This is a genomic window from Myxococcus sp. AM009, from assembly GCF_013372605.1.
Lineage (GTDB): Bacteria > Myxococcota > Myxococcia > Myxococcales > Myxococcaceae > Myxococcus > Myxococcus vastator.
In genome coordinates, this window is the sequence record NZ_JABXEP010000001.1 from 206,605 (window position 1) to 229,234 (window position 22,630).

Consider the following 22,630-nt stretch of genomic DNA (forward strand, 5'->3'; position numbering starts at 1 on the left):
CCCTAGTTCATCTTCGACAGCTGCTCGGAGAGCAGGTGCGCGAGGTTCGCTTCAGCAAGCCCTTCCAGTGGGCTCTCGACCGGGGCGTCTGACTTCGACGTGACGCGCGCTTCCTCCGTGAACTCCAGGGGGATGAACGCGTCCATGAGCTGCGTCGCGAGCTTCTCCGCCGTCGGGTAGTTGAAGACGAGCGTCGCCGGCAGCGACACGCCGAGCCCGCCCTGAAGCCGGTTCTTGAGCTGGAGCGCCGCCAGCGAGTCGATGCCCAGCTCGTGGAACCCCCGCGCCGGGTCGATGGACTCGCTGGAGCCCACGCCTCGCATCCACGCCACTTGCTCGCGCACGTAGTCCATCAACAACTGCCGGCGCTTCTCGATGGGCGCCGCCGTGAGCGTGTCCAGGAACGACGCGCGCTCCACCGGCCGCGCGCCCCCTGCCTGCTCGCGCAACTCCGCGACGTAGGGCGTGGACCGGCCGCTTCCGAAGACAGCCCAGTCGATGGCGGCCACGCCCACCTGGGGGACGCGCGACGTGAGGAGCAGCTCCAGCGCGCGCAGGCCCTGCGCCTTCGGAATGACGCCGAGGCCAGGCGTCCGGGCCTCCTCGCTCACCGACACCTGGGCGCCCGCGTCACCGGCCCAGATGCCCCAGTTGATGCTCAGGGCAGGCAAGCCCAGGGCACGGCGGTGGTGCGCCAGCGCGTCCTCGAACGCGTTCGCCGCGCAGTGGTTCGCCTGTCCCGCCGAGCCGACGAGCGACGCGACGGAGGAGAACAGCACGAAGAAGTCCAACGGCAGGCCCGCCGTCAGGCGATGCAGGTTCCAGGCACCGCGCAGCTTCGGTCGCAGCACGGTCTCGAAGCGCTCCCACCGCTGCTGCCGCAGCACGCCGTCATCCAGCACCCCAGCCGAGTGGAACACGCCGCCCAGCGGGGCCATGTCCCGCGCCACCTCGTCCAGCAGCGCGGCCAGCGGCTCCGCCTCCGCGATGTCGACCTGCCGGTGCTCGACACGGACACCCTGCTGGCGCAGGTGCTCCAGACGCTCCGTGACTTGTGGCCCCGGGGCGCTCCGGCCCGTCAGCACCAGGTTGCGTGCCCCCCGGCTCGCCAGCAGCTCCGCCGTCAGCAGCCCCAGGCGTCCGAGCCCGCCCGCCACCAGATAGCTGCGGTCCGCCCGGAAGGCCTCGACGCGCTCCGCGGACGCCTCGACCAGCTTCCGTGACTCGACCCTCCGGAGTCGCGCGACGTAGCGGCCATCGCGGTAGGCCACCTGGTCCTCCGCCACCTCCGCGCGGTGGCGGAGCTCCCGCGCGAGCAACTCCACCTGTGCGCTCGGTTCGCCGTGGGCATCGAGGTCGACACACCGGCAATCCAACTCCGACGCCTCGATGGCCAGAGGCCGCGCCATGCCCCACAGCAACGACTGCGCGAGCCCAGGCAACGGGACGCCCGGATTCACGGGCTGCGCGCCATGGGACACCAGCCACACCGTGCCGGAGTACCCGCGGTCCAGCAGGAACTGGAGCAGCCCCAGCGCGCCCCCCCCCGTCACGCGAGCGGCCTGCCCCAGCGCCGCCGCATCCAGCGACTCCGCCTCCGCGCTGTTGGCGCCCCACAACAGGATGACGTCCGACAGGGACGCCGGAAGCGGCAGCGCTCGCAAGGCCTCCACGAGCGCGTCGGGCGCATCAGGGACCTCGAAGGTGGTCTCGTCAATCCGGCGCGGCTCCGTGCCACGGATGGCGACGAAGCAGGAGCGCCCATCGCGCGCCAGCGTCTGTGCGAGCTGCTGCCCCGCCCCGTCGCGCTCCGAGAGAATCAGGCACGCGCCACTCGCGGGCACCCACGTCTCCGGACGAGTCCCGTCCAAGGCGAGGGGCTCCCACTTCCGCTCGTAGAGCCACTCATCCAGCGAGGTGGAGAGCGCGGCGCGCAGCGCCTCCTGGCTCGTGCGCTGGAGCTCCAGGCCGCGCACCCAGGCGCGCAGCGCGCCATCTCTTCCGAAGATGCGGACGTCCGCACGCAGCCGCTTCCCCGCCTCATCCACCGGCCGCACCACGGCATGGCTCCACACGCCGTCCTCGATGCTGCCCAGGACCTGAAGCCGCTCGATGTGCACCGGCACGTACAGCTCGGTGCCATCCATGTCCGGATAGGCGCCGCCCACCACCTGGAGGCAGGCATCCATCAGCGCGGGATGCGCGAGGTAGCCACCGCCGCTCCCAAGGCCCGCGGGGCGCTCGATGCGCGCCAGGACCTGCTCGCCTTCCCGGCGCAGCTCCGTGATGCCCTGGAACTCCGGCCCGAAGTCGACGCCCGCGCTCCGTGCCCGCTGGTAGTAGTCCTCGACGGGAAGCGGGGTCTGCAAGTCCCTCAACACGCTGTCGAGGTCGTGCGCCTCGGGGGTCGGTGCGCCATCCCCCAGCACCGCGAGCGTGCCCGTCGCATGGAGGCTCCACGCGCGCTCCGAGCCCTCACCGGTCCGGCTGAAGATGCGAACAGCGGCCCTGCCTTCTCCGTCGCGGCGCACGGCGCACTGCACCTTCCGCTCGGCGTCCTTCGGGAAGGTCATCGCGTTGAGGATGGCCAGGTCCGTCAGCTCCAGCGCGGTCGTGCCCAACAACCGGGCCCCGGCGGCCAGCGCCATCTCGACGTAGCCCGTCGCGGGCAGCGTGGGCGTTCCGAAGACGCGGTGCTGGCCCAGGAACGCCTGCGAGGCAGGCCCCAGCGTGGCCTCGAACAACAGCTCACCGGACTCCAGGACGGCCAGGGGCACGCGCTCGCCAATCAGCGGGTGCTCTGCGCGGGACACGCTGCGCCCATGGGGCCGCTGGAGGCCCGCGCCCTCCTCCCAGTAGCGCTGACGCTGGAAGGCATACGTCGGGACTTCCACCTTCCGCCGTGGATAGCCGGCATCCACCGCCGCCCAGTCCACCGGAGCGCCGCGCACGTACAGCGCCGCCAGGCTCTCCAGCATCTGCCGACAGCCCCCGTCATCGGCGCGCAGGCTTGGCAGCCAGGTCCCCGCGCCCTCGGGCACCGAGCGCGCCGCCATGCCGAGCAGGGTCGCCTTCGGGCCGACCTCGACGAAGACGCGCATGCCGTCGCGGTACAGCGCCTCCACGCCCCGGCCGAACTGCACCGGGTTGCGAAGCTGGCTGCACCAGTAGTCCGGTGTGCAGAGATTGTCGGTGATGAGCTCGCCCGTCATCCCGGAGACCATGGGAATGGACGGCGGCGAGTAGCGCAGCGTCGCGGCGACGGCCCGGAACTCCGGGAGGATGGCCTCCATCATCACCGAGTGCGCCGCGCGTGGGATGTTCAGCCGCTTGACCTTGTAGCCCTTCGCGTCCAGCGCCCGGCCAATCTCCACAATCTCCGCGGGGATGCCGGAGATGACGACGTTGTCCGGCCCGTTGACGGCGGCGATGGAGCTGGCCCAACCGCCCTCCGCGAGGAACTGGCGCAGCTCCGGCTCCGCGGCGGCGACCGCGATGTTGCTGCCCTCCGGAAGCTGCTGAATCAACCGGCCGCGGTGGACGGCCAGCTTCAGGCCATCCTCGACGCTGAACACGCCCGCGATGCAGGCCGCGGCCAGCTCGCCCGTGCTGTGTCCCAGCAACACGTCCGGCTGGATGCCCCACGACATCCACAGCTCGGCCAGCGCGTACTCCAGCACGAAGACCACGGGCTGGGCGTAGTCGAGCTCGTCGATAGGCGATGGCGTCCCCGGCTCCGCGTAGAGGACGGAGAGCAGGGAGCGGTCCCAGTACTCGCGGAGCAGCTCGTCGAACGAGTCGATGCGCCGGCGGAAGCCCGGGTGCGTCTGGTACAGCTCACGCGCGGCGCCGACGTACTGCGAGCCCTGACCGGAGAACAGGAACGCGATCTTCACCGCCTGCTTCGCGTCGGCCTCGCCCTGCACGACCCCCGGGTGCTCTTCCTTCCGCTCCGCCGCGCCCAGGATGGCGGCCACCTGCGCGGCGTCCGCCCCCACTACCGCGAGCCGGTGGTCGAAGGCGGCACGGCCGGTGTTCGCGGAGAAGCACACGTCCGCGAGCGACGCGCCCGGCGCCTCGAGCACCGCCCGGTAGCGGCCCGCGAGCTCCCGCAGCGCCTCCGGGCTCCGCGCGGACAGCGCCAGGAGGTGCCGCGAGCGGTCCAGCCGCTGCGCGTCCTGCGCTGGCGTCGCCTGCGGTGGCGCCTCTTCGAGGACCAGGTGGGCGTTGGTGCCGCCGATGCCGAAGGAGCTGAGTCCCGCGCGCAGGACTCCCTGCGCCGCGGTCCACGGCCGGGCCTTGTCCACCACGTAGAAGGGCGTCTTGTGGAGCTCCAGCCGCGGGTTGGGCGACTGGTAGTGGAGCGTGGGCGGCAACGTGCGGTGCTGAAGCGCCAGCACGACCTTGATGAGCCCCGCGATGCCCGCCGCGCTGTCGAGGTGGCCGATGTTGCCCTTCACCGAGCCCAGGCCGCACGACTGCGCCTGGACCTGTCCCCCAAACGCCTCCGTCAGCGCGGAGACTTCAATGGGGTCGCCAATGGACGTCCCGGTGCCATGGGCTTCGACATAGGAGATGGTCCGCGGGTCCACCTTCGCGTGCTGATGCGCGCGGCGCACCACGTCCGTCTGGCCCTCCACGCCGGGGGCCATGAAGCCGACCTTGCGGTGCCCGTCGTTGTTGATGGCGGAGCCCTTGATGACGGCGAGCACCCGGTCCCCATCCGCCAGCGCCTGGCTCAGGCGCTTGAGGACCACGATGCCGGCGCCGCTCCCCGGGATGGTCCCGTTGGCCCCGGCGTCGAAGGGACGACAGTGGCCGTCGCGCGAGAAGACGCTGCCTTCCTCGTACAGGTAGCCCACGCGGTGGGGGACCTTGATGGCCACGCCGCCCGCGAGCGCCAGGTCGCAGCTGCCCTCATTCAGCGCCGCGCACGCCGCGGACACCGCGACCAGGGACGTGGAGCACGCCGTCTGGACGTTGATGCTGGGCCCGCGCAGGTCCAGCTTGTAGGACACCTGCGTGGCCAGGAAGTCCTTGTCCTGCGCCATCAAGTCCTGGAAGAAGCCAATGGGCCGCGTCAGGTCCGGGTAGGGATAGCGATAGTGGCTGACGCTCTTCCCGGCATACACGCCCACGAGCCCGTCGCGCTCCGACGGCGGGTAGCCCGCGTGCTCCAGCGCCTCCCAGGCGCACTCCAGGAACACCCGCTGCTGAGGATCCAACGCGCGCGCCTCGCGAGGCGTCAGCGAGAAGAACTCCGCGTCGAAGGTGTCGAAGCCCTCCATCACCGCCGACGCGCGGACGTACCCGGGGTTCCGGAACGCCTCCGGGCTGACGCCCGCGGCCAGCAGCTCGTCATCGGTGAAGGTGCCCACCGACTCCACGCCCTGCATCAGGTTCTGCCAGAACTGCTCGGGCGTCGACGCCCCGGGGAAGCGGCAGCTCAAGCCGATGATGGCGATGTCCCGCGCATCCTGCGTCCGTGGCGGCGCTTCGCGCGGCGCGAGCGCCACCTCGGGCTTCGCCTCGCCTCCCGCCGCCGCGAGCCGGGCCGCGAGCACCTTGACGGTGGGCCTGCCGAACATTTCGGTGACGGGAACCTCGAGCCCCAGCTTCTCCTTGAGCTCGAGGTGGAGCTTGATGAGGTGCACCGAGTTGGCGCCCAGCTCGAAGAAGTTCCGGTCCGGGTGGACCTCTGGAACCCCCAGCACCTCCGCCACGGCCTTCGCGATGGACTGCTGCAGCGCCTGAGCCTCGCGACTGGGACGGACCGCGGCGGCCTTGCTCGCCTCGGGCTGCGTGGGCCGCGCGACGGAGTCCGGGTGCGGCAGCGCCTTGCGGTCCACCTTGGCGTTGCGGGTCAGCGGCAGCGCCTCCAGCACGACGTAGGTCGCTGGGACCAGGTGCTCGGGCAGCTTGCGCGACAGGAACTCGCGGACGTGCCGGGTGTCCACGCCCCGCTTCGTGTCCGAGGGGACGACGTAGGCGACCAGCCGCTTCTCGTGGTGCTCGCCGACGGCCCCCACCACCGCCGCGCTGACGCTCGGCTCCTGGAGCAGCGCCGCCTCGATCTCACCTGGCTCGATGCGCTGTCCACGGATGGAGAGCTGGAAGTCGACGCGGCCGAGGAACTCGATGGTGCCATCCGGCAGGTACCGCCCGAGGTCGCCGGTGCGGTAGAGGCGCTCGCCCGTCCGCGGATGCACGGTGAACTTCTTCGAGCCCGCCCCCGCGCCCACGTAGCCCAGCGCCACGCCCACGCCCGCGCAGCACAGCTCGCCGGGCACCCAGATGGGGCGCTCGTCCAGGTGCTCGTCCAGCACGTAGTACTTCGTGTTCGAGATGGGCTTTCCATACGGGATGCTGCGGCGCCGCTCGTCGGCTTCGACGACCGGGTGGGAGATGTTCCACAGGGACGTCTCCGTCGGCCCGCCGACGCTCATCAGCTTCACGTCACCGAACTTCGCCCGCAGCCGCGAGGGCATGGTTACCGGGAGCCAGTCGCCGCCGAGCATCACCAGGCGCAGCGGACAGGTCAGCCGGGCGTTGCTGCCTTCAAGGTACGTCAGCAGCATCTCCATCATCGCCGGCACGGTGCTCCAGATGGAGACGCCATGACGGGACATCAGCTCGGCCCAGTGGGAGGGGTCCCTGCGCGACGAGGCGTCCGGCATGACCAGGGCCGCGCCCGCGCTCAAGGTGCCGAAGACGTCGTAGACGGAGAAGTCGTGGTGGAGCGCGCTGAGCGCGATGACGCGGTCATCCGGCCCGACGCCGAACTTCCGGTTCGTCCACTCCACGCCGTTGACCATCCCCGCGTGGGTGAGCATGGCCCCGTTGGGCTGCCCCGTGGAGCCGGAGGTGTAGAGGATGTGCGCCAGGTCCTCGGGCTTCTGCACGGGCGCCAGCGGCGCCTCGCTGTACTCGCTGAAGGCGTCCGGCGTGACGGCGAGCACCCGCACCCCTTCAGGCCAGGGCTCCTGGGTGAACTTCGGCTGCGTCACCGCCAGCTCGGCCCCGCCGTTGCGCATCATGAAGACGCGCCGCTCGTGCGGCAGCCCCGCGTCGATGGGCAGGTACGCCGCGCCCGAGCTGAGGACGCCCAGCGCGGCCACGACCTGCTCCCACCCCTTCTCCATCACGATCGCGACGATGCGGCCAGGCGCGGCGCCATGTTCGCGCAGCGCATGCCCGAGCCGGCTGGAGCGCCGAGCCAGCTCGCCATAACTCAGGCTGACGCTCGACGAGGCCAGCGCCAGGGCATCCGGGCGCGCGGCGGCGTGGCGATAGAAGCCGGTGTGGAGCAGCTCCCCGCTCCGCGGGCGCGCCGTATCGTTGACGCGAGCCAGCAGCTCCACCTGCCGGGCGGGACGGGTGTCCAGCCCCTGCTGGTCCCACGCCGCGTCGTCCTCCGCCAGGCGCCGCAGCAGCGCGCAGAAGCTGGAGAACATGTCTTCAATCATGCCGGGCGGGAACAGCTCCTCCGCCACGTCCCAGTTCAGGAAGACGCCGCCCCGCTGGTAGACAATCTGCAGGTCAATCCACACCTGGGGCGTCTGCGTCAGCGCCTCGATGAGCTCGCCGAACTCCTCCGCCAGGAAGTCGACCCAGTGCGAGTCCTTGCTCTTGGAGTGAGACGCGAAGCTCGTCATCACCACGGGCATGATGGCGCCCGCGATGCGCCCCTGGGCCCGGAACAGCTCGCGCAGCAGCTCCACGCCGCTGACCTCACGGTGCTCCAGCGCCAGGAAGAGCTGATCCCGGATGGCCAGGGCCCGCTCCGTGAAGGTCCGCTCCGGCCGGTGGTCCACTTCAATCAACGTGAAGCTGGCGAAGGTGCCAGCGATCTCGTTGACCTGGGGATGGAGGGGCAGCCGGTTGAAGTGCGGGACGTTGAGCGTGAAGCGTGGGCTGCGGCTCCAGCGCGCCATGACCTCCGCGTACGCCGCCAGCAGCAGCTCCGGCTCCGTCAGCTTGCGCGCGCGGGCTCGCTGCTTGAGCGGCTGCCAGACCTCCGGTCCCAGCCGCTCGAACACGCGCCCGAAGCGAGGACGCCGGAGCGAACCCGGGTCCTTGTCGAGCGGAAGGTCCGGCGCGGGCGGGAGACTCGGGAGGCGAGAGCGCCAGTATTCGAGCGAGCGCGCGTAGCGGGCACCGCGCGCATGCTGCACCGCCAGCGCGTAGTCCCGGAAGGACAGGTCCAGCGCGGGGAGCGCGGGCGCCCCACCCAGGTGTTTGTAGAGGTGAACGAGCTCCCGGTAGAGAATCTGGAAGCTGTAGCCGTCGATGAAGGTCCCATCGATGCTCATGAAGAGGCGCGAACGCCCCCCGTCGAGCTGGCACACGCGGAGCTCGAACAACGGCCACTGGTCGAGCGCCAGCACCTGCTGCGACAGCCGCGCGCGGATGGCCTGGAAGCGAGCCTCAGTCTCCTCCTGTTCGCGACCGCGCAGGTCCTCCACGGGGAGGACGTAGCGCGGCACCTCAGGGAGGATGCGCTGCTGGAAGCCCGGGAGCGCCACCACCCGGAGCATCTCGTGGCGCGCGATGAGCAGGTTCCAGGCGTCCTCGAAGCGAGCCAGGTCGAGCGCGTGGCAGTCAATCTCGTTGTACGCGTGCATCGCCGCGTTCATCTCGAGCTCGGCCTGCCGGCCCACGCTGTAGGCCTGCTGAATCTCCGTCATCGGGAACGGCTCGTGCCGCGCCTCGGGCCGGGGCGTGATCTGCGGCAGGGTCTCCGCCTGGGGAACGCGCTGCTCTGACAGCAGGGTCAGCAGCGCCGCCTTGTTCGCCACGAGCTGCTCGCGCAGCGCTCCCGGAATCTCGCCCGTGGGCGAGTCCACCGCCAGGCGGTCCCCCTCCACCGACAGCTTGATGCCGTGCCCAGCCAGGGCCTGAAGAAGCTCATTCAATGTCATAGCAGGACCCGCTTCGAGTCATTGCGCTCCGAGGAGGCAGCGCCGAGCACACTGGCCACGGCGAGCTTCTCAAGAAGCTCAGCCGTCACCTGCTCGATGGAATGTTCATCGACGAAACTCTTGAGCGGCATGCTCACGTCGAGCTCGCCCAGCACCATGTCCCGCAGCTCGAGCGCCATGATGGAGTCGAACCCCAGCGCGTCGAACGAGTCCGTGGACGAGAGCTTCGCCGTCGGAATCTTCCCGACCTCGCTGACCATCTCCCTGAGCCGCGCCTCCAGGACGCCACGGCGCGCGGAGCCTTCCAGCGCGAGCAACACCTCGCGCAGCTTGCGAGGCGCCTCCGCGACGTCAGGTACGTCATCGGAGACAGTCGCGGGCCGGAACAACGACGAAGCCACGATGGAAGGATGGCTGGCGGTCCAGCGCGCCACATCGAAGCGCGCGATGCCCCGGGTGACGCGGTTCTCCGCGAGCACGCACGCCATGGCCGCCAGGGCCTCCTCCACGGACATGGGCGACATGCCGCGCTCCGCCAGCCGCTCCCCACGCCGCGCATCCGCGACGGCCATGCCGACCTCGCCCCAGCTTCCCCAGTTCAGGCTGATGGCCGGCAGCCCCCGTGCGCGACGCAGGTGCGCCAGCGCGTCGAGGAACGCGTTGGCCGCGGCGTAGCTGGCCTGCCCCGGCGAGCCGATCAGCGACGCCGTCGAGGAGAACAGGACGAAGTGCTCGAGGGTGGAGTCGGTGGCCAGCGCATGGAGGTTCCAGGCACCGTCGACCTTGGGGCCCATGACCGTCTCGAAGTCCTGGGGCTCCCACTGCAACAACGAGCTGTCCGCCAGCACGCCCGCGCTGTGGAAGATGCCCCCCAGCGGCGCCCCGCCTCCGCGGACGGCAGCCAAGAGCTCCGCCACCGCCTCCGGGCGGCTCACATCGACGCGGAAGGTCTCCACCCTCGCGCCCACGGCGCGCAGCGGCGCCAGGGCCTGCCGAGCTTCATCGGTCTCGCCCTTTCGTCCACACAGGGCAAGGTGCCGCGCGCCGCGCTCCACCAACCAGGAGGCGAGCCGCAGCCCGATGCCACCAAGCCCACCCGTAATCAGATACGTGCGGTCTCCCCGGGGACGAAACGCGCCCACGCCTTCCGGAATCGTTTGCGCCTGCGTGAGCGAGGGCACCAGCCGCCGCTCGCCGCGCAGCACGACCTCGTCATCGTCAGCAGCAGCAGGCGCCTTGCGCGCCAGCTCCGTCACCAGCGCGCCGAAGGCCGCGGGTTCGACGTCGATGCGCTTGCAGGCAAGCTCCGGGTGCTCGTAGGCGACGACGCGCCCCAGGCCCCACAGTGGCGCGCCAGCAATCGCCGTGGGTCCAGCCGCTTCGCCAGCGACTTGCGCGCCCTGGGTGACCAGGAACAGCCGAGGCAGCGCGGGCACCGCCTGCCGCGCCAGGGTCTGCACGAGCGACGCCGCCGCGTGGACCTCACGCTGGACCGTGGTGTGCAGCCCTTCCAGTGACTCAGGGTGCTCCGAGCCCGCCAGGTAGACGATGCCTCGAGGCGCCGGACTCCCTGACAGCCACTCCCGCAGCACCGGCGCCTGCTCGGAGCCCACGCTGGCCACGCGCACCGTGCCTCCGGCGGAGGACAGGGCCTGCCGCAGCGACTCCGCGGCAGCCGTCTGCGCGCTCACGATGAGCCAGCGTCCCTCCGCGTCCACGGGCCCCTGCGCCACCGCGCGCGCATGCCACGCGAGCTCGCAGTAGAGGTCCCGAGGGGAGACATCCCGGACCGTCCGCACGCTGCTCGGCGCGGGAGCCACCTCTCCGTCCCACCAGTAGCGCTCACGCTGCCACGGGTACGTCGGAACCACCGTCTTGCGCGCCCCGGTGTAGAGCCCCTCGAAGCGAATCGGGCTTCCGGAGGAGTACCCACCCGCGATGACTCCCAGGACACCCGTCCAGGCGTCATCACCGGGCATGCTCGCGCGCAGGATGACGGCGTTGCTTCCACGGCTTCGTGCAGCGGCCTCCAACGCCACTCCCACGGAGGCGTCACAAGAGACCAGGATGAGAGCCGACGCGTTCCGCGCGCACAGCTCCGCCACGGACGACGTCAGGTCGCTCACGGCGGTGCGCTGTCTCTCCCAGTACGCGGCCGGCACCGTGGCGCCCGCTTCGACCCAGGTGCCATCGACGGTGGAGAAGAACGGGGACTTCACGGGTTGAGGACGCACGGGCTGCGCCGGAGCAAGCTGCAAGGCGAGCCGCACGGCGTCTTCCACGGTGAGTGCTCCCGCGACCACCCCCGCGGAGAGCGCGCCCACGCCGGAACCCGAAACAACAGCGGGCGTCAGCCCGCACGAGCGCCAGAGCTCCGCCAACGCGAGCTGGAGCACGAGGAGCACGGCCACCTGGTGTCCTTCGCCCGGCTGCTCGATGACGGACCAGCCCGCGACCTGCCTGAGGACCGCATCCACTCTCTCCGCGTGGACTCGGAAGACGTCCCGGCCCAGCAGGTCACGCAGCAGCCGGCCAGCCTCGGGCTCCGCGCCACCGAAGAGGAAGACGTGCTCGCCCTCACGGGAGCCGTGGGTGACGCCCGGCGCATCGCGCCCCTCCGCGACAGCGTGAAGGCCCGCGCGAAGCGCCTCGGGCGTCCTGGCCACGAGCACCGCACGGTGCGCATGGTGCGAGCGTCCGGCGCCCGCCGTGAAGCACGCATCCTGGAGGCGCGTCCCAGTTCCAGCCTCTGACACGTACTTGAGCCATGACGCCGCCAGCGCGCGCAACGCCGGCTCCGAGCGCGCGGAGAGGGGCAGCACATACGGCCCGGCCTCCACGGCGGCATGGGGGGCCTCCGCGTATGCCTCGACGAGCGCATGCGCATTCACACCGCTCATCCCGAACGAGCTCACGGCGACGCGATGCGGGCCGTCCTTCGCCGCCAGGGGCGTGCGCGCCCGAGGCACCGCGAGCCCCGAGCCCTCCCACGTGAACTCCGGTGTCGGATGTTCGAAGTTGATGGAGGGAGGCACCTCGCCCGTCTGGAGCACCAGGACGGCCTTGATGAGCCCCGCGATGCCGGCCGCGGCCTCCGTGTGCCCGATGTTCGGCTTGACGGAGCCAATCCACAGCGGGCGCTCCGCGGGCCGCGCTGCGCCGTAGACGCGCGACACGCCGTCCAGTTCGATGGGGTCTCCCAGCCGCGTCCCCGTCCCGTGCGCCTCCAGGTAGTCCACCTGCCCGGGCTCGATGCCCGCGCGCTGCAACACGCGCCGGTACAGCGCCTCCTGCGCTCCGACGTTCGGCACCGTGAGGCCACCGCTCGCGCCGTCGTGGTTCATGCCCGTGCCGCGCAAGGTCGCCAGGATGCGGTCGCCATCCCGAACGGCGTCCCGCAGCCGCTTCAGGATGACCACGCCACAGCCTTCCCCCTGCACCATCCCGTCCGCGTCCCGGTCGAACGTGCGGCAGTGGCCGCCGGGGGACAGGGCTCCCGCCTTGGACAGGAACACGCTGAGCTGCGGCGCAAGGATGAGCTTCACGCCTCCGGCGATGGCGAGCGTCGACTCCTCCGTCCGCAGGCTCTGACACGCCAGGTGAACCGCGGACAGCGAGGACGAGCACGCGGTGTCCACCGCCATGCTCGGCCCTTCGAGCCCGAGGAGATACGACAGCCGGCCGGCCACATAGCTGGCGTCCACACCCGTGGAGTAGTGGGCGCTCACCTTCTCCAGCCCGCCCTCCGTGACGAACGCATAGTCCTTCGCGTGGACGCCCGCGAAGACACCGGTCCGCGTCCCCAGGAGCTGGTGCGGAGGAAGGCCCGCGTCCTCCAGGGCCTCCCAGCTCACCTCCAGGAAGAAGCGCTGCTGCGGGTCCATGCCCTCGGCTTCACGCCGGGAGATGTGGAAGAAGTCCGCGTCGAATCGGTCCACCTCGTCGACGAAGGCCGCGCGGCGCATGGACAGCTTCCCCTGGAGCGCGCGCCGGTCGCTGGGAATTTCCGTCAGCGCCTCCCCTGCCCCCCACAGCAGGTCGCGGAACCTCGCGGGGCTGGTGGCGCCCCCCGGAAAGCGGCAGGCCATGCCGATGATGGCAATCGGCTCCCGATCACCATTCGAGGCCGCGGCCAGCTTCTTCTGCAGCTTCTCGATGGTCAGCAGCGCCTGCTGAAGCGGCGAAAGCTCCGCCATGAATCCGTCCTTCCGGTTCATCACGCGACCTCGAGGCTGAGTTCCGCCAGCGTCCGGGCGATCTGCTCGCGCGCTTCGTCCTCGGACAGCCCGGCGATGCGCTCCATCAATCCCTGCTCCTCCTGCTCGGGCGTGCTCACGTCGCCCGAGTCCGACGGCAGGCGGCCACGCCCCGCCTCCAGCAGGGACACCAGCCGCTTCGCCAGTGGCTCCAACCGAGGCAGCTCGAAGAAGAGCGTCGTCGCCAGCGGGAGCTCGAGCGCCCGCGAGATGCGCTCCTTCAGCAACGTGGCCCCAATGGAGTTCAGGCCCAGCTCGAAGAAGGTCCGCCCTTGCACGTCGAGCGTCTCGGGCTCGACCTCCAACACGTCCGCGAGGTGCCCACGCAGGAACGCCCGCATCTGGGCCTCTCCCCGCACGTCGGGCACGCGGGAAGCATCTCCCGCGGCTACGGCGGCGGCCTGAAGCAACGAGGAGGCCTCCGGACGCGCGTCCTTGGGTGAGCGGCAGACTTCATCGGGCGAAAGCCACTCGGGCCACAGGCGCTGCCGCTGGAAGGGGTAGACCGGCAGGCTCACGCAGCGGCCCGCACGCACCAAAAACGCCTCGGTCGGCACGACCCCGTCCGCGACGAAGACGCGCCCGGCCTCCACCTGCTCCAGCGGCATGCCCTCCTGCGCCAGCAGCGTCGTCCCGCTCGACGCCGCCAGCGAATCCAGGAGCGCCACGAGCCCAGCCCGGTCTCCCGCGATGACCGCGGCCCGGTGACGGTGGTGCTGACGCTTGAGCGCGGCGGTGAAGCAGATGTCCTCCAGCGTCGCCACCGAGTCCGGCGTCGCGACGAGGAAGCCCCGAAGCTGGAGCGCCCGCTGACGGAGCGCATCCTGAGACAGCGCCGAGAGCGCCAGGAAATGGACCGGCGCGGGCGTCCGCTCCAGCACCGCCGCCGGAGCGGCCTCCAGGACCACGAAGCCGTTGGCACCACCCAGGGAGGTGGACACAATGCCCGCCCGCGGAGGCACGCCAGGCTCCCGCGCGGCCCAGGGCTCCAGCTCCGTCTGGATGCTCAGCCCGAGCGCGTCGAACGCCACCAGCGGGTTGGGCGCATCCACGTGAATCGTCGGCGCCAAGGTGCGGTGGTGCAGTGACAGACACACCTTGATGAACTGCGCGATGCCCGCCGCGGCGCCCAGGTAACCCACGTTGTTGCTGATGGCGCCGAGCCTGCAAGGCGCCGGTCGCCGCGGCCCGAGCGCCTCGCCGATGGCCTCCGCCTCGGCCGCGTCACCCTTGAGGAACGCCGAGCCGTGCAGCTCGATGTAGTCGATGCTCGCCGGAGCCACCCCGCCCTGCGCACACGCCTGCCGGATGACGTCCGCCTGCGCCGAGGCGCTGGGCGCCATGATCCACTCGTTCCGGCCGTTGTGGTTGACGGCGCTGCCCCGAATCACCGCGTACACGCGGTCACTGGGGTCGACCTTGGACAGGGGCTTGAGGACGACGACGCCAGCGCCCTCCCCGCGCACGTAGCCGTCCGCCTGGGCATCCAGGGTCCGGCACTGCCCCCGCTCGGAGAACACGCCGGCCTGGGACAGCATGATGCTGCTGTCCGGCGACAGCATCAGCTCGACGCCCCCGGCCAGGGCCATCTCCACCTCGCCCAGCATCAAGCTGCGGCAGGCCTCGTGAAGAGCCACCGTCGAGGAGGCGCACCCCACGCTCGACACGGTGCTGGGCCCTCGGAAATCAAACGCGTAGGAGAGCCGGTTGGCCGCGAAGGACGCCGTCGTCCCCAGGACGGAGTAGCCATCCAGCGCGGCCCAGTCCCGCGCCAGCATCCGCTGGAAGTCGCTGAAGTTGACGCCCATGAAGACGCCCGTGCGGCTCCCTCGCACGGCGTCGAAGGGCAGGCCCGCGTCCTCCAGCGCATGCCATGCACACTCGAAGAGGAGCCGGTGCTGCGGGTCCATCTGCCGCAACTCCCGCTTCGACAGCCGGAACGCCGCGGGGTCGGCCAGCTCCACACCTTCAATCAGCCCGGCCTTGCGGTTGCGAATCGTCCCGGGGCGATCAGGTGCCGCGTCGAAGAGCGAGGCCGAAGGCCAGCGCCCGGACGGGATGTCTCGCGTTGCATCAATCCCATCACATAGCATTTTCCAGAGCGTACGTGGGCAGTCCGACATGGGGAGACGCAGCCCCAGTCCAATCACAGCAATGGGTTCACACCACATCAGGGCACGGCTCCGCTGGCGGCCTGAAAGCCGCTCAGACTCATCACCTGTTTGAACTTCATTCTCAACCAACAAGAATCAATAAAGACATACATCCGGAACGTCTTTTACCGCGGCCGGCGTGGCATCACGCGGCCCCAGGCCTCCGTCCTCCACCACGGACAGATCGCCGAAATCAAAGAGGGCGTGCTTGTACAGCTTGAGGCGTGGGCTCAGTCCTTCGGGGCCCACCCGCACCGCGACGAACTTCGCGCGGTCGGTCTGCAGCATCCGCTCGAAGTCCCGGACAGATTGCTTCGAGGACTCTGGATACCCGAACCGGGAGATGGCTTCCAGGACCGCGGAGGTCTGGATCCCGCTGTAGATGAGGTTGACGCGCTTGGGCTGGGCTTGGGACTCGGAGGTCTCGATGGCGACCTGGGTCATCTTGTCCGCGGAGTTCTCCCAGAGCAGCGCGTTGAGCTGGCGGACCCGCTCCAGCTCCGGGGCGGACACGCCCATGTCCTGGAGGAAGCGCCACAGCTCCGAGCCGGGCTGGAACGGGGGCTGCTTGTGGTCGAAGCGCACCAGGTACATCTTGGATTCGAGCGTCCCGTCCTCCAGGAAGCTCAGTCCCAGGAACAGCGGGTAGTACTCGGTCCGCAGCGAGGAGGCGTGGCCCTTCACTCGCTCCGTGAAGGGCCCTGCCCGGAAGCGCTCCGGCAGGCGGCTCATCGCCTCATCGAAGCCGGTGTGCCCGCGCATGGGGTCGAAGTGCCAGCTGGCGGCAATGGAATACCGGGTGGGGCCTCCGGGCTTGAACTCCGCGCGCACCAGGCCCAGGTCCGATGAGCGGAACGTCTCGCAGATGGCCACGGACCGCTCGACGCCCTCGTTGGAGATGCCGAGCTGACGCATGTACTCCCGGAAGGCCCGCGTGACCGTCCCGTTGTCGCTGTAGAGCATGAAGCCCAGGCCGGGCTCGTCCACGTTGTAGGAGAACTCAATCAACGCCCTCTTCGCGACGCCCAGGCCCTGCACCGGGAGCCAGTACTCCAGGAACCGCCGCGCCTCGGCGGCCTCGCTCAGCAACCCCTGGGCACGCAGGGCATCGCGGACGAACCACCCCAACGTCTTGTCCAGCTTCCCCAGCCTCTCCGTGTCGAAGTGGCAGATGCGATCCCGCGGGCCCACCATGCCAGGCGCCACCAGGTTGGCCATCACCCGCCCTACGTAGCGCGCCCCCAGCGCCACCCGGCTGGCGGGCCACAGCGCCCCGTTGCCCGGGCCCTCCGCGGACTGCTTCCGCCAGGCGCGCTGCGCGAGCCGCATGGCGATGTCCGGGCGCAGGAGGAACTCCGGCCCCGCCTGGACGTGCATCAGCTTGAGGAACTCCTTGTAGATCTCCGGATGCTCGTGGTTCAGCGCGTAGAGCTCCTCCACGTACCACTGGGCCAGCTTGATGAGCCGCGTCCGCTCGCCGGGGACGTGGGGATGCCGCATGGCCTCCGCCGTCACGAAGAACCAGAGCCCCTGGAGCCACTGCGCGCCCTTGCGCAGGTAGGACGCCGTCCAGGCCTGGCTCACAGCCTCCAGGCTGTCGAGCTGGTGCAGCGCCTCGTTGAGGAGGTTCGCCTCCAGCATCGCCACCGACATGCCCTGGCCGAAGACGGGGTCGAAGTAGCACCACGCGTCCCCCAGGACGAGCAGCCCCGCGGGGAAGTCCCGGACGCGCTCGAAGTGGCGCCACTTCACGTCCGGCACCCGGTACACCTGGACGTCCGAGACGGGCTGCGCGTCCTTGATGGCTTCGTAGATGTCCGGCTCGCGGAGGCCCCGGGCGAACTCCAGGAACCCGTCCTCGTCGCGGGGCGGGTGGTGTCCTTCGTAGCCGAACAAGGACACAATCCAGCGCTTGCCTTCCACACCCTGCATCGCGCCACCGCGCGGCGCGTCGGGCGGCAGCGGGGTGATCCACAGCCCCCGCCAGTCCCTGGCCGTCTCCGGCTGTTCGAAGAGGCGCGACGCGTAGCAGAGGTTGATGGGCAGCCGGCTCTCCTCTGGCGGGCTGAACCCCCACTCCGACAACCACTTGCCCAGCTGCGAACCGCGCCCGCTCGCGTCGACGACGATGTTGGCGAGCCGGTTCGTCACCGCGCCGCCGTCCCCGTGACGGTCCTGCGTCTGGACACCGAGGATCCGCCGCCCATCCGGCGTGGCCAGCAGCGCCCGCACGGCGGTCGACTCCAAAATCTCCACGTTGGGATAGGCGCGAAGCCGCTCCCTCAGGTAGCGCTCCAGGGAGAAGCGCGTCTGCGGGTACAGGACGATGCCGCTGCGGTCGCGCGGCATCCAGTCACCGAACTGCAGCCACCGCAGGTCCTGGGTGAAGTCGAAGGGCTCGATGCCGTCCGCCTTCATCTGCTCGACGAGGCCAGGGAAGTACTGCTCCAGCAGGTCCACGCCCTTTCGCAGCAGGACGTGGATGTGATGGGCCTGGGGCGCCCCCTGCCGCGGGCCGTCCTGGAGCACGTCCCGTTCAATGACGGTGACGCGCTCGAAGTGGTCCGCCAGCACGCGCGCGGCGCTGAGCCCACCCATGCTGGCGCCAATGACAATGGCGCTCCCTGGAAGTTTATTCATGTCGTGTCCCGCCTCTTGCAGCGTCAACGCTCGGGTTGCTCGCGGAAGGCCCTCAGGCCGCCGCCTGCTGTCCGGTCAGGTGCGCCAGGATGAGGTCGTGGACTTGCGTGGCGTGGAGTGTCTCTGCCTCGATCAGCTCTGCTTGTCGTGTCATCAGCACCGGCCCGTTCTCCGGGCCGGTGGGCAGGCCATGCGCCCCCTTGAGGAGGGAGCCATCCATCGAGACGACCTCCAGTCGCGCTCGCATGCCCAGCTTCTCCTTCACGACACTGCCCCCCAGCTCCAGCATTCGCAGACCCAGCTTCGGGTCCACGAACATCTCCAGCGGGTCGTAGCCCGGCTTGCGGTAGATATCGACGGTGCGCGCGTAGTCCGGCGCGCGCGCATCGTCCAGCCAGTAGAAATACGTGAACCAGGCATCCGGTTCGGCCAGGGCCACCAGCTCGCCTGAGCGGGGGTGGTCCAGGTGGTGGGCGCGCTTGCCCTCGGCATCCAGCACCTGGGCCACCCCAGGCTCCGCCTCGACCAGGGCCTTGACCTCATCCAGCAGCGCCGGGTTTCGGACGTAGACGTGCGCGATCTGCATGTCCGCGACGGCGAACGCCTCGCTGCCGCTGGGATAGACGACGTCACGGCCGCCCTCCTCCCGAATCGCCAGCCACCCACGGCGGCGGAAGAGGCGGTTCAGGTGGACGGCCCGGGACACGGGGACCGCGCCGAACTCCGAGAGGATGATGACGCGCACGCCGCGCGACTCGTAGAAGCCGATCAGCTTCCCGACGACGTCGTCGATCTCCCGGAGGCTCTTGTGGATCTCCTTCGCGTCCGGCCCGAACGTGTGCGGCGTGTAGTCCAGGTGCGGCAGGAAGACGAGCGAGAGCGTGGGGCTGTGCCGCCGCTCCAGCCACATGGCGACGTCGGCGATCCACTCCGAGGAGCGGATGCTGTAGCGGGGCCCCCAGTAGTCATACGCGGGGAAGTTCCCCAGCGCCTTGACGAGCGGATCGCGCAGGTGGAGCGGCTCCGTGAACACGTCTGGCACCACCCGCCCGTCCGCGGTGAAGGACGGCTGCGGCGTGATGGCGTAGTCCGCCTTCGAATACATGTTCATGAACCAGCACACGCGGGCGCAGGTGAAGCTGGGGTCGAGCTCGCGCGCGGCATCCCAGAGCTGCGGCGCCTGCACGAGCCCGTCCGACTGGGGCCAGAAGCGGACCTCTCCCAGCTCCCGGTGGAGCCACCCATCCCCGACGATTCCGTGCTCGCTGGGGTATCTTCCGGTCAGGAACGTCGCCTGCATGGTGCAGTTCAGCGCCGGCAGGACGGGCTGGAGCGGCACCATGCGCCCCCGCTCCACGAAGGCCTGCATGTTTGGCGTCGAGGGGCCGACATACCTCGCGCTCAATCCAGGCAAATCCAAAACGACGCAACGTTCCATGCCCGAAGCAAACTGCCCACGGGCAAACCAGTCAATCACCGACCAGGTTGTCCCATACCCTGGTCTGAGTCGAGCGCTCAGTCACTTCGGCCAGGCCAGCCGCCTGTAGAATTTTACCGCGGCCATAGGCTGAAACCCCCTGACGCGAGCGCCCACGGCGGGAATGAGTGACACCGCACCCAGTGCAATGGGTAGTGAAGCGAAACAGAATACAGGGTCTGGAGGGGTGGATCAGGGGCGCGCGGATGGGCGCTGGGGCCCGATTTTCCGCGACGGCGGAGCACCGCCCCCCGGACCATTTGTAACTCACTGAGTACACCCCGGACCAGACCCGCCAGATAGGAATTGGGCCCCCCTCGCGCTCCAATCCCATCCAGCATCGCCGCAAAAGACTCACTTGCTGACAACCATCCCGGAGGTTCTTGACGGCTCGTTCCCACACACGCGAGACTTCACCTGACTCCTCATACGTCTCACCCTCCCAATCCGAGAGCCACGCAGTACGAGCGCGAGGCTTTCGAAGCGCGCTCCCGCGTTGCTGTCACCCGTTGGAACGACAGGAAAACATGGACTTCAGTTGGACTCACGAGCAGGTGGAGCTCTATGACCGTGCCCTCGCCTTCGCGCGAGCGCAGTTGCCCGAGCCCGCGAAGCCCAGCAAGGAGGCGCTGCCGCGCGAGCTGTGGCAGCGCTGTGGTGAGTTCGGTTTCCTGGGGCTCCCGGTGCCCTCGGCCCATGGCGGACTGGGGCTGGACACGCTGACCACGGCGCGGGTGATGGAGGCGCTGGGGCGCGGCTGCGTGGACACCGGGCTGGTGTTCTCCGTGGGTGCGCACCTCTTCGCCTGCGTGATGCCCATCCTGGAGAGCGGGGATGACGCGCAGAAGTCCCGGTACCTGCCCCGCCTGTGCTCGGGGGAGTGGGTGGGCGCCAATGCCATCTCCGAACCGGAGGCGGGCTCGGACGTGTTCGCCCTGAAGACGCGCGCGGTGCGGGACGGCGACGGCTACGTGCTCGATGGTGGCAAGAGCTACGTCACCAACGGCCCCTCCGCGGACGTCTTCCTCGTCTACGCCGCCACCCAGCCGGCCCATGGGTACATGGGGCTGAGCGCGTTCCTCGTGGAGAAGGACACACCGGGGCTCTCCGTGGGGCGCGCGTTCGAGAAGATGGGGCTGTCCACGTCACCCATCGCCCCCATCTATCTAGAGGGGTGCCGTGTTCCGGAGTCCGCGCGACTGGGCGCGGAAGGACAGGGCGCGGCGATGTTCAAGCGCTCCATGCAGTGGGAGCGCGCGTGCCTCTTCGCCGCCTACGTGGGCGTGATGGAGCGGGTGCTCGAACAGACGGCGGACTTCGCCCGGACTCGCAAGCAGTTCAAGAAGGCCCTGGGGAAGAACCAGGCCATCTCCCACAAGCTGGCGGACATGAAGCAGCGGCTGGAGGCGTCCCGCCTGCTGCTGTACCAGGCCTGCTGGAAGATGGACCAGGGCCAGGACGCCGTCATGGAGGTGTCCCTGGCGAAGCTGGCCATCAGCGAGGCCGCCATCCAGAGCGGCCTGGACGCCATCCAGGTTCACGGCGGCATGGGCTACGTGACCGAAACGGGCATCGAGCGCGTGCTGCGTGACGCCATTCCCAGCGCCATCTTCTCCGGCACCTCCGAAATTCAACGCGACATCATCGCCAACCAGCTCGGCCTATGACACTCGACCAAATCGTCATCCGTGCAGCGGCGAAGGCTCCCGAGTCCATCGCCATCAAGGGTCCCGACGGGACCCTCACCTACGGCCAGCTGGACGCGCACGCCAACCGCGTCGCCCGCGCGCTCCAGGAGCTGGGCGTGAGGCGGGGAGACCGCGTGGGGCTGTGGACGGAGAAGTCCGTGCGCGCCGTCGCCGCGATGCAGGGCATTGCCCGGCTGGGCGCCGCCTACGTCCCCATGGATCCGCTGAACCCGGCGGTGCGGACGCGGCTCATCCTCGACGACTGCGGCATCGACGTGATGGTGACCACCACCACGCGCGCGGCCGAGCTCCACAACGCGGGCGTGAGCCGGATGCGCTACCTGCTGGTGGACGACAAGGGGCCGGAGATCTGCTGGAACCGGCTGAGCGGCTTCTCCTCGGCGCCGCTGCCGCCGCACGGCGCGGGTGACGACGACCTGGCGTACATCCTCTACACGTCGGGCTCCACGGGAGCGCCCAAGGGCGTGTGCATCAGCCAGCGGAACGCGATGGCCTTCATCGAGTGGTGCCACGAGCTGCTCGGCACCACGCCGGAGGACCGCTTCAGCAACCACGCGCCGTTCTTCTTCGACCTCTCGGTGCTGGACCTGTACGCGGCCTTCAGGGGCGGCGCGTCCGTCACGCTCATCCCGGAGGCGCTGGCCTTCGCGCCGGAGAAGCTGGTGGAGCTGGTCCTCCGCGAGCGGTTCACCTGCTGGTACTCGGTGCCTTCGGCGCTGATGCTGATGATGCAGGAAGGGGGGCTGCTGAAGCATGGCCCGCTGCCCTTCCGCGCCGTGCTCTTCGCGGGCGAGCCCTTCCCCATCCGGCACCTGCGCCCGCTCCGGGAGCACCTGGGGCACGCGAGGTTCTTCAACCTCTATGGCCCCACGGAGACCAACGTCTGCACCTTCCATGAGGTGACGGAGGTCTCACCTCACCGCACCGAGCCGGTGCCCATCGGCCGCGCGAGCTGTGGCAACCGCGTGTGGCTGGCCCGGCCGCCGCCAGACTCGGAGGAAGCACGGGAGGAAGGCGACGGCGTGGGCGAGCTGATGGTGGAAGGCCCCACGGTGATGCTGGGCTACTGGGGCCAGCCTCGCCACGGGAGCGGGCCGTATGCCACGGGGGACCGCTGCCGCGAGCTGCCGGACGGCACTTTCGAATACCTGGGCAGACGCGACAACATGCTGAAGGTGCGCGGGCGCCGCATCGAAGCGGGCGAAATCGAAGCGGCCCTGCTCACACACCCGGACATCCGCGAGGCAGGCGTGATTGCCACCGGCTCCGGCCTGGAAGCGCGGCTGGTGGCCTTCGTGGTCAGTGGCGCCAGCAAGCCCCCTTCCCTGCTCAAGGTGAAGAAGCACTGCGCGGAGCGGCTGCCTCGCTACATGATTGTGGACGAGGTCCGCGTCCTGCCCGAGCTGCCCCGGACTCCGAACGGCAAGCTCAACCGGCGCGCGCTGCGGGAGCTGACGCAGGAGCCATGAGCTGG

7 protein-coding genes are annotated in these 22,630 nt (G+C 69.9%); 2 read left to right on the plus strand and 5 right to left on the minus strand.

Annotated features, from left to right (window positions below):
• Nucleotides 1-2 precede the first annotated feature (2 nt).
• The 5 genes from HV824_RS00815 to HV824_RS00835 form a co-directional block, all read right to left on the minus strand.
• The gene (locus HV824_RS00815) at nt 3-8,921 is read right to left on the minus strand and encodes a non-ribosomal peptide synthetase/type I polyketide synthase (protein WP_176422438.1); all 8,919 of its coding nucleotides are present in this window, start codon (nt 8,919-8,921) and stop codon (nt 3-5) included.
• A complete protein-coding gene (locus HV824_RS00820) occupies nt 8,918-13,138 on the minus strand; it encodes an SDR family NAD(P)-dependent oxidoreductase (RefSeq protein ID WP_176422439.1) in 4,221 nt (1,406 codons plus the stop codon). Before HV824_RS00820 ends, HV824_RS00815 begins: the two co-directional genes overlap by 4 nt.
• Nucleotides 13,138-15,348 (minus strand): beta-ketoacyl synthase N-terminal-like domain-containing protein, encoded by a 2,211-nt coding sequence (locus HV824_RS00825; RefSeq protein ID WP_176422440.1) that lies wholly within the window; start codon nt 15,346-15,348, stop codon nt 13,138-13,140. The genes HV824_RS00820 and HV824_RS00825 overlap by 1 nt, the downstream gene beginning before the upstream one ends.
• Nucleotides 15,349-15,426: 78 nt before the next feature.
• On the minus strand, nt 15,427-17,970 hold the full coding sequence (locus HV824_RS00830; RefSeq protein ID WP_176422441.1) for an NAD(P)/FAD-dependent oxidoreductase: 2,544 nt from the start codon (nt 17,968-17,970) through the stop codon (nt 15,427-15,429).
• 52 nt (nt 17,971-18,022) lie between these two features.
• A complete protein-coding gene (locus tag HV824_RS00835; RefSeq protein WP_176415096.1) occupies nt 18,023-19,408 on the minus strand; it encodes an alkaline phosphatase family protein in 1,386 nt (461 codons plus the stop codon).
• A 566-nt stretch (nt 19,409-19,974) separates the two neighbouring features.
• Here HV824_RS00835 and HV824_RS00840 point away from each other — a divergent pair.
• Both HV824_RS00840 and HV824_RS00845 read left to right on the plus strand, forming a co-directional pair.
• Entirely contained in the window at nt 19,975-21,114 is a 1,140-nt protein-coding gene (locus HV824_RS00840) for an acyl-CoA dehydrogenase family protein (RefSeq protein WP_176422442.1), read from the plus strand.
• Complete coding sequence (locus HV824_RS00845; RefSeq protein ID WP_176415098.1) at nt 21,111-22,625, plus strand: amino acid adenylation domain-containing protein; 1,515 nt, start codon at nt 21,111-21,113, stop codon at nt 22,623-22,625. The genes HV824_RS00840 and HV824_RS00845 overlap by 4 nt, the downstream gene beginning before the upstream one ends.
• The last annotated feature ends 5 nt before the right edge of the window (nt 22,626-22,630 follow it).